The following is an 8,505-nucleotide window of genomic DNA, read 5'->3' on the forward strand; positions in this document are numbered from 1 at the left end:
GCCGCCGGTTACTCCGCCTGCGAGAGGTAGGCCGCGAGGTCGAGGATATCTGCATCGCTCAGGTTCCGGGCCGCGGCCGCCATCAGGTGCGCGCGCGGCGTCGTGGGCACCGGGCCGTCGCGATACATGTGCAGCCAGTTGACCAGCCAGTAGCCGTCCTGCCCCGCGATCCGCGGGGTATCGGCGCGCTTCGGTCCTTCCTCACCGTCGCCATGGCAAGACAGGCAGCTCGCGATATCGTCATGCTCGCTGCCCTGCCGGGCGAGATCCTCGCCGCGTGCGGCATCACCCATCGACAGCGCCTCGCCCTGCCAGTCGGCCTGCATCCCAGCATAGCGCGCCGCGATAGCGGCGATTGTCTCATCAGAAAGCGGCGCCGCCAGCGGCTCCATGAAGCCGCTTTCCCGGTGGCCGACGGCATAGGCGCCCAGCACCTGCACAAGCCAGTCCTCCGACTGCCCCGCAAGCTTCGGCGCGGTGCCATCACGGCCCAGCCCGTCCGCCCCGTGGCATCGCGCGCAGCCAAGCTCCTGCGGAATGGCGCCGGGCAGCCCGCCAAAGCGGACGCCGGCGCTTTCGTAGCCGCCCACCTCGCCAAACGCCGCTTCCTCGAAACCAGCCCTGTCGAAGCTCTCGTAGCGCGACAGGAAGGCCGCCATGGCCCAGGGCTCGTCGTCACGCCCCTCGCCGGCCCAGGCTGGCATGCCGGTGTACTTGAAGCCGTGCCGCGCGATCCACCAGTATTCCTCGGGCTCGTAGCTGCCGCTCAGCCTCGGCGGTTCGGGCTGCATGCCTTCGACCACCGGGTTGCGCGGGATGCCCGGCGCCCCGTGGCAGGTCATGCAGCCGGTGGCGAAGTGCCCCGCGCCCAACCGGATCAGCCCCGCGTCGGCAAGATCCACATGCTCGGGCACCTCGACGCCCCAGCCGCGCGTCCGGATGACGTTGCGCAGATACTGGTGCAGCACCTCGCCCACGCCGGGCAGATGCGGCTGCGAGGCGGCGATGTTGTAGGCGCCCAACCAGTAGAAGGCATTTCCCCCGACCAAAAGCGCCGCAACAGCAGCCCCGGCCCAGCGTTTCCAGCCCCTCATGCCCGTGCCTCCGTCAATTGCAGCATCCGGCCGAGCCGCCCCAGCGCCGCCAGAAGATAGATCGCGCCGCCCGCGCCCGCCATGAGCGCCCCGGCAAGCTGCTGTTCCTGCAGGACGCTCAGCCCGAGATGTCCCGCGCAGATCCCGCCATAAAGCTCGCGCGGGCTGAGCCCGATCAGCGCCCCGAGCAGCGTCATGTGCATGGTCGTCGCCAGCAGCACCAGCACGCCGCCGAAAGCCCCGGCGCTGCGCACGCTCGCCCAGAGCAGCATCCCGGCGCCCAGGAACGACAGCTGCTCGAACACCAGCCCCGTGTCGGTCAGCCGTGCCCAGAGATGCGGCCCCGGCAGGTGCCAGCCCCAGACCACGATCATTTCGGCCACGCCCCCCAGCATCAGGGCGACCGGCCCGCCGCCCGCCGGCAGGCGCGGCGCCCAAAGCAGCGGCACCACGGCAGTGACCCCGAGGTGGAGGACCATGTGCAGCACCATGGATCCCGTCGCCAACCCCGGCAGCGGCCCCAGCCAAAGGGCCACCAGCAGGACCAGGGCAAGGGCGCGCCGCATCAACATGTGGAAAAGAAAAAGCCGGGCAGCGCCGTGAAGACGATCGCCACCGCAGAAAGGATGCACAGCAGCAGCGACACGTGTCCGATGAAACGGTCCCGCGCGCGTTCCGAGCTCTCGGTGATTTCCTCGAAGATCACGAAGACCCCGCCATAGCGTCGCACCGCCAGCAGTGCCAGCCAGCCGATCAGCGCCACGCAGATCACGCCCATCATCGCAATGATCCAACGCGGCTCGGCCAGCGAGGGACCCGCCTTCGCGCACCAGGTGGCCGCGAAGGTATAGCTTGCCACGAAATGCAGGGCCCAGATCGTCGGCGCCGCGACCATGATCCAGACCGAGCCCTGACCGATCAGCCGGGGCGCATCGCCGGGCGGCCCGTAGCCCCCGGGCTGCTTGTCGGACTCGCGTGTCATGCCGCCCCCATAAGCATCGGGAAGATCGCCAGAAGTGCGAAGATCACCACCGCCGTCAGCGCAAGGAAATGCGTGAAGAGCGTCAGGTTCATCAGGTCCGCGCGGTAGTCCGGCGTGCAGATCCGCGCAAGGATGCGGGCCGCCACGTAGAGCTGCATCAGCGCGTTCAGCAGCAAGTGCAGCCCCATCCAGAGGATCAGCATCCAGACCATGGCGTCAAAGCTTTGCGCCGTCGGATCAAGCCCCGCCTGCCAGGCCGCAAGACACCACGCGCCCAGCCCTGCAAAGCCGACCGGCACCGAGCCGCAGAGCAGGCCGACCGCCATGCCGCGCCGCCCCTCGCCCAGCAACCTTCGCGCCGCCACCGTCATCAGCCAGCCCGCGACAAGCCCGACGAGGCCAAGCAGCAACCAGCTGATGCCGGGGATCTGATCGGCCGAAGGGAAGAAATCCGGCAGTGCGGTCCAGTAGAAGAAGTAGCTGAAGACGAGCCCCATGAAGGCCGTCAGATCGCCGGTCATCGTGATGAAAACGGCCCACCAGCCGGGGCTTCGGTTGCCCTGCGCATAGGTCGGCAATGTCAGGCCGCGGCCCGCGTATTTCTCGGGGCGCTCGGGGATTTCGGAGGTTCCCGTCCAGAGCCACCAGAGCGTGAACCCGATGAAGCCCACCCCAAAGGCCAGCGTCAGCGCCCAGAGGTGGTAGGTCGCAAGGATGAACACCGCGCCGAGGCAGACCGCCGATCCGATGGTCAGGAAGGTCGGCCCGCCCACCCGCTGCACGTAAAGCGGCCGCGCGTCGAGGATGTCGGTCACGATCAGCTCGCGCTTGCCTTCTTCCGCGTCGGGTAGAAACCACTCGCCCCGGTCGATCTGCCCCATCAGGTCCGGCTGTTCCCACAGCGGATAACGCGTGTGGATGTAGGGGATCGAGCGGATCCCCCAGGGCTTGTCCGGCACCTCGGCCACCCATTCCATCGTGCCCGCGTTCCAGTGGTTGCGCTCGACCAGCGGCTGGCGCCCACGGGGCCAGAGCACGTTGACCGCCAGCACGGCAAAGCCCGCGGCAAAGACGAAGGCCCCCACCGTCGACACCATGTTCAGAACCGCCCAGCCGTCGGTCACGTCGTAGGTCCAGACCCGGCGCGGCATGCCCATGACCCCGGTCCAGTGCATCGGCAGGAAGGCGAGGTTGAAGCCCCCGAACATCAGCCAGAAGCTCCAGGTCCCCAGCCGGTCGCTCATCGCCTTCTGGGTGACGAAGGGGTACCAGTAGTGGATGCCCGCAAAGAGCGGGAACAGCATCCCGCCGATCAGCGTGTAATGCAGGTGGGCCACCACGAAGTAGCTGTCATGCGCCTGCCAGTCGAAGGGCACCAGCGCGACCATCACCCCCGTCAGGCCGCCGAAGACAAAGATCGCGAGCGCCCCGCCCGCGAACAGCATCGGCACGCTCGCGCGAACCTTGCTTACCAGCATGGTCGCGATGAAGCAGAAGATCTGTATCCCCGTCGGCACTGCCACCGCCTCGGAGGCCGCCGAGAAGAAGCTCAGCGAGATCTCGGGCAGCCCCGTCGTGAACATGTGGTGCACCCAGAGCCCGAAGCTCAGGAAGGCCACGCCAACGGCCGACAGCACGATCCACGAATGGCCCACCATGGGGCGGTTGGCGAAGGTCGGCAACATCGTCGCGATCAGCGCGATCGAGGGCAGGAAGATGATGTAGACCTCCGGATGCCCGAAGATCCAGAAGAGGTGCTGCCACAGCAGCGGATCGCCGCCCCGGTCCACGTCGAAGAAGGCCCAGTCGAAGGCCCGCTCCATCTCGAGCAGCAGGTCCCCAGCGATCAGCGGCGGGAAGGCGAAAAGGATCATCCCCGCCACCACCAAAACGTACCAGCAGTAGAGCGGCATCAGGTTCAACCGCATCCCCGGCGGCCGGCACTTCAGGACACCGACGATCAGTTCGACCGCCGCAGCGATGGATGAGACCTCGATGAACGACAGCCCCAGCAGCCAGATGTCGGCCCCGAGCCCGCTGTAATCGGTGTTCGACGACAACGGCGTGTACATGAACCAGCCACCGTCCGGCGCCACGCCGAAGAAGATCGACCCGCAGACGAAGACGCCCCCGATCAGGAAGCACCAGTAGCCGAAGGCCGATAGTCGCGGGAACGGCAGGTCCCGCGCGCCCAGGATCTCGGGCAGGACAAGGATCGCCACCGCCTCGAAGATCGGCACCGCGAAGAGGAACATCATCGCCGTGCCGTGCAGGGTGAACAGCTGGTTGTAGAGGCTCTGACCGAACAGGTCGTTGTCGGGCACCGCAAGCTGCGCCCGGATCATCAGGGCAAGGATGCCCGCGAAGACGAAGAAGGCGAAGGAGGTCAGCAGGTACCACTTGCCAACGTGGTCGTTGTTGACCGCGGAGATGATCTTCCAGCCCGGCGGCTCCTGCCAGACGTCGAGCAGCCGCTTGCGCTGCGCCTTGTCGCGCGCCTCGTCGTAGGGCTCGGCCGGCGGCAGCTTGGACAGATCGATTTCCTGCGTCATTCGGCGTGATCCAGGCTCATGAGGAAAGCCACGAGCGCGTCAAGCCGCGCCCCGTCGAGGTCGGGATAGGGCGGCATGTCGATGTCGGGTTTCATCTCGTGTGTCTCGGTGATCCAGAGCGCCATGTTCTGGGGCGTCATCTCGTAGACCCCGGCGCCGAGCTTCTCGCGCGCCGCCACGTGCGTGAGGTCCGGCCCGACCGGCCCCGCCGCATCGGTCCCCCGGACCGCGTGACAGGCGCCGCAGCCTTCCTCCTGGAAGACCGCAAAGCCGGGATCGTCCTCGGACACTTGCGCAGGCGCGGCTTCCGCCGCCAGCCATGCCTCGAAATCGCCGGGCTCCATGACGATCGCGTCAAACCGCATCAGCGCATGGGCGCCGCCGCAGAATTCGGCGCATAGGCCGCCCCAGTTGCCCACCTCCTGCGGCGTCAGCGCCAGCGTGGTCTCGCGCCCCGGGATCATGTCCATCTTGCCCCCGAGCGCGGGCACCCAGAAGGAATGGATGACGTCATCCGCAGTCAGCCGGAACAGCGCGGTTTGCCCCACCGGAATGCGGATCTCATTGGCCGTGACCACGTCGCCTTCGGGGCCCTCGTAGGTCACACGCCACCACCAGCGCTCGCCGTCGACGCGTACCGTCAAATCACCGGTATCGGAGGTAATGTCGCGCAGGATCACCATGCCCCAAGCGAGCAAGCCGCCCACCAGCAGGGTCGGGATCACGGCCCCACCCCAGATGATGAACCAGCGCGCCTGGCGTTCAAGTGAGGGATCGACCTGCCGTTTCTGGGCGTAGACGGCCGCCCCAATGACGGCTGTCCAGAGCACAGCGGCTCCGATCAGCAGGACCCAGAACAACTCCTCCACCCGGGCGGCCTCGGCGCCCGCCCCGGCAAGCCAGTTATGCCGACCTGAACACCCGGCAAGAAGAACCGGCCCCAGGAAAAAGTACTTCCGCAAGTAATGAACCCCGACCGCAATACCGCATGGGCTGAACACGCCAGCGCTCACGATCGTTCCCGAAAAAATGATCTGTGTGCTGCGATCAGCTCCGGGCCTTCCGTTGCCGACACTTGCCTCCCACCGTGTTCCTTGCCGCCCCAAACGCAAAAGGCCGCAGCCCATTCGGGAGCGGCTTTTTCGGGGATATTGGTTGCGGGAGCATGAGTTCACTGAGATCTTTCAAATACTTAGGGCAGCCGGGTGTAGCTTCGCCGTAGGCCATGCCGCCACATGCAAGGGACGGTCGTCCGGCGCCTGCCTGACGAAGTTCCCAGCTTGCAGTAGACACGCGAAAGCGGGGCGCGGAAAACCCGCACCCCGTTTTGCTCACTCATCTGTTCGGCGTTGTCGCCCGCGCGTCAGGCGTTCCCGGGAAAGCGCGGGTGCGTTGCGAGAAGCTTCTCTTCCGAGACGGACGCGTACTCCGCCAGCTCGAGAAGGAACGCGCCGGCAGCCGCGTCGTCCGCCTCGTCGAGCCAGGCTTCGAGAAGCTCGGCCATGACAGCGCGGCGCTTGCGCGCGCTGTCTTCCTGCCGGGCCACTTCCATGGCGAGCTCGCGCTCGTGCTTCTCCTTGATGCGTCGCGCGTGACCCGCTCCCCTGAAAAGTCCGCGGTTTGAAGTTAGCCTGTTCTCCAGACGAGGAGACAGACGATGCGGAAAAGCCGTTTCAGCGAAGAGCAGATCATTGGCATTCTGAAAGAGCACCAGGCCGGGATAGGCGCCAAGGAGCTCTGCCGGAAACATGGCATCAGTGACGGCACGTTCTACATCTATGGACGGCTCTCCCCATGCAAGCGTTTCAAGGTAGTCTCCGATCAGTGACGGGTGCTGACATCTATCCGGCGTCACCGGTCGATGTCGGCGCGCCCAAATGGGTAATCCGCGAAGCATGGTCCTCAACAAATGGTCGGCCTCTCGGGCCTTTATAAAAGCCAGGATCTCCATGCACCGGGTCCGTCCGGTCGGGTCATTTCCTCTATCGCCTGCACCTTGAACCGTCCTGCGTCAGATCGCGGGGCGGTATTCCTCGTTCTTGGCCAACAGCGCCCAGATGATGCGCGCGTTCTTGTTCGCGACCGCAACGATGGCCCGGTTCGTGCCCCGGCGCTCTCGGAGCTCGTTCACCCACTGGCTGAACCTGTCCGTCTTACCAACGGCGGTTCTCACGACGGCTCGCGCCCCGTGGACCAACAGGGTCCGCAAGTGCTGGTCTCCGCGCTTGCTGATCCCCATCAGGATCGTCCGGTCACCGCTGGAATGCTGGCGCGGGACCAATCCCAGCCAGGCGGCCATGTGCCGACCGTTGTCGAAGTCGCGGCCATCGCCGATCGCGGCTACGACGGCTGTGGCGGTCTTCGGTCCTACGCCCCGTATCTTTCCTACCCGCCGGCAGGCTTCGCTTTCCCGGTAGACCCGATCGATGCGGCGGTCGAACTCCCGGACCCGCTTGTCGATCTCGGACATCAGTTCCAGGAGGGACGACAGAGTCTCGCGGCAGAGGTCCGTGAGCTCGTTGCTTCTGTCTTCGATGATCCGGGGAATCATGGAGCGAGCACGCGTGATCGACTGCCCAAAGGCGATCCCGCGATCGAGCAGAATGCCACGCATCTGGCTGACCAATGCGGTCCGGTGATTGACCATGCGCCGGCGGGCCCGATGCAGGGTCTGAACATCCTGCTGGGCGACGCTCTTCTTCGGCACGAACCGCATGCGGGGCTGGATGACGGCGATCGCGATGGCCTCTGCATCGTTTCGGTCGTTCTTCTGACGCCGCCCAAAGGGTTTGACGTGCTGCGGCGCGATGACCCGGACATCGTGGCCGAGTGCCTCGAACTGCCGCTGCCAGTAGAACGCTCCGGTGCAGGCCTCGATACCGATCACACAGGCTGGGATCTCAGCCACGGCCAGAAGAAGAGTATCCCGTCTCACACGCCGGCGGAGTTGAATATCTCCGCTCTCGTCCAGCCCGCATAGCTCGAACACGTTCTTGGCCAGATCGATGCCCAGGGTCTTGATGGTCATGTTTACCTCCTGTGTCTCCAATACCCCGATCCTGTGTCCGGGACGGGAGAGCCGTCCATCCCATCAAGTGGCGCTCGAAGTATGGCGGCATGGAGGTGTCGGAGGCCAAACGGCTGAAGGCCTTGGAGGCTGAGAACGCGAAGCTCAAGAAGATGCTCGCGGAACAGATGCTGGATGTGGCCACGCTCAAGGAGATGCTGGGAAAAAACTTCTGAAGCCCGGTGCAAGGCGACGAGCAGTGGACTGGGCCATGACAGAGAAGAGCTACAACCAGCGGCGGGCCTGTGCCTTGGCCGGGATTGATCCGCGTGTCTATCGGCGTGGATCAACCAAGCCTGCAGACATCAAGCTGCGAGAGAGGTTGAAGGAGTTGTCCGGCGAACGGCGGCGCTTCGGCTATCGGCGACTGCACCTCCTGCTGGGCCGAGAGGGCTGGCAGGTGAACTGGAAGAAGCTCTACCGAATCTACCGTGAAGAAGGCCTGACAGTTCGCAAGCGTGGTGGTCGCAGGCGCGCGATCGGAACGAGGGCGCCGATGGCGATCCCGCAAGGGCCGAACCAGCGATGGTCCCTGGACTTCGTCTCAGACAGCCTGTCGGATGGGCGCCGTTTCCGTGTGCTCTGCGTCATCGACGACTATAGCCGGGAATGCCTGGCAACGCTCGTGGACACCTCGCTGTCGGGGCAACGCGTTGGCCGTGAGCTCGACAGCATCGCTCGGGTGCGCGGCTATCCGTGCATGGTGGTCAGCGACAACGTCCTATGTCGGGAAAATCTGGCTGCTTAGGTCAGCAGGTCATGGGGCATCCGATGCTCCGGATGCCCTTTTACGTTTGCCCAGACGGGCTC

Annotated in this window: 7 protein-coding genes and 2 pseudogenes; 2 read left to right on the top strand and 7 right to left on the bottom strand. The window is 65.6% G+C overall.

Annotated elements, in window-relative coordinates; all coding sequences use genetic code 11:
* Positions 1-8: 8 nt before the first annotated feature.
* The 6 genes from C8N44_RS18235 to C8N44_RS23665 all read right to left on the bottom strand — a co-directional run bounded on the left by C8N44_RS18235 (position 9) and on the right by C8N44_RS23665 (position 6,180).
* Complete coding sequence (locus C8N44_RS18235) at positions 9-1,094, bottom strand: c-type cytochrome (RefSeq protein ID WP_107978216.1); 1,086 nt, start codon at positions 1,092-1,094, stop codon at positions 9-11.
* On the bottom strand, positions 1,091-1,660 hold the full coding sequence (locus C8N44_RS18240) for a cytochrome c oxidase assembly protein (protein WP_244641121.1): 570 nt from the start codon (positions 1,658-1,660) through the stop codon (positions 1,091-1,093). The genes C8N44_RS18235 and C8N44_RS18240 overlap by 4 nt, the downstream gene beginning before the upstream one ends.
* Positions 1,660-2,076: a hypothetical protein gene (locus C8N44_RS18245; protein WP_107978218.1), complete on the bottom strand. Its 417-nt coding sequence runs from the start codon at positions 2,074-2,076 to the stop codon at positions 1,660-1,662. The genes C8N44_RS18240 and C8N44_RS18245 overlap by 1 nt, the downstream gene beginning before the upstream one ends.
* Entirely contained in the window at positions 2,073-4,628 is a 2,556-nt protein-coding gene (ctaD, locus tag C8N44_RS18250; RefSeq protein ID WP_107978219.1) for a cytochrome c oxidase subunit I, read from the bottom strand. Before ctaD ends, C8N44_RS18245 begins: the two co-directional genes overlap by 4 nt.
* Positions 4,625-5,590: a cytochrome c oxidase subunit II gene (gene coxB / locus C8N44_RS18255; RefSeq protein ID WP_107978220.1), complete on the bottom strand. Its 966-nt coding sequence runs from the start codon at positions 5,588-5,590 to the stop codon at positions 4,625-4,627. Before coxB ends, ctaD begins: the two co-directional genes overlap by 4 nt.
* A 401-nt stretch (positions 5,591-5,991) precedes the next feature.
* Positions 5,992-6,180, bottom strand: a complete 189-nt coding sequence (locus C8N44_RS23665) for a hypothetical protein (RefSeq protein ID WP_188758766.1) — start codon at positions 6,178-6,180, stop codon at positions 5,992-5,994.
* Between the two features lie 105 nt (positions 6,181-6,285).
* Here C8N44_RS23665 and C8N44_RS18260 point away from each other — a divergent pair.
* Positions 6,286-6,402 (top strand): annotated as a pseudogene (locus tag C8N44_RS18260) (transposase); the annotation flags it as partial.
* Between the two features lie 237 nt (positions 6,403-6,639).
* Here the strand turns inward: C8N44_RS18260 and C8N44_RS18265 are convergent.
* Positions 6,640-7,656 carry an IS110 family RNA-guided transposase gene (locus C8N44_RS18265; protein ID WP_107978221.1) on the bottom strand — a complete coding sequence of 339 codons (1,017 nt, stop codon included), beginning with the start codon at positions 7,654-7,656 and terminating at the stop codon, positions 6,640-6,642.
* A gap of 65 nt (positions 7,657-7,721) precedes the next feature.
* Between C8N44_RS18265 and C8N44_RS18270 the strand changes: the two are divergent.
* Positions 7,722-8,413, top strand: a pseudogene (locus C8N44_RS18270) (IS3 family transposase); the annotation flags it as partial.
* Between the last annotated feature and the right edge of the window lie 92 nt (positions 8,414-8,505).

Origin of the sequence: Allosediminivita pacifica, assembly GCF_003054175.1 — a bacterium.
Lineage (GTDB): Bacteria > Pseudomonadota > Alphaproteobacteria > Rhodobacterales > Rhodobacteraceae > Allosediminivita > Allosediminivita pacifica.